Source organism: Robiginitalea sediminis (genome assembly GCF_002198115.1).
Classification (GTDB): Bacteria; Bacteroidota; Bacteroidia; order Flavobacteriales; family Flavobacteriaceae; genus Robiginitalea; species Robiginitalea sediminis.
This window is the reverse complement of sequence record NZ_NGNR01000012.1, coordinates 1-264: the sequence shown is the minus strand read 5'-3', so window position 1 is coordinate 264 and position 264 is coordinate 1. Positions and strand designations below refer to the sequence as shown.

General features: G+C 54.2%; 1 protein-coding gene. It reads right to left on the bottom strand.

Annotated features, from left to right (window positions below; translation table 11 throughout):
• Nucleotides 1-264 (bottom strand): Ig-like domain-containing protein (locus tag CA832_RS15070; RefSeq protein ID WP_233131873.1); only part of this gene is annotated, 264 nt, incomplete at both ends.

The following is a 264-nucleotide window of genomic DNA, read 5'->3' as shown; positions in this document are numbered from 1 at the left end:
CCCAGGAAATCCGGATTCGGGGTATAGGTTACCACATCGTCGCTCGGGTCATCGGGCGTTCCATTGTCGTCCACCGTTACCGTGCCATTGGCCGGGTCTGTAACGGTCAGGGTACCTGTTGTGGGAACATTTACGTCATTGGCCAAAACATCGATATCAACCGGGGTGTTTACCGGGGTGGTGACGGCATCGTCTACGGCATCCGGAAACATGTCCGAATCCTCTACTGAAATCGTAACAGTGGCTGTATCGCAGTTACCGTCA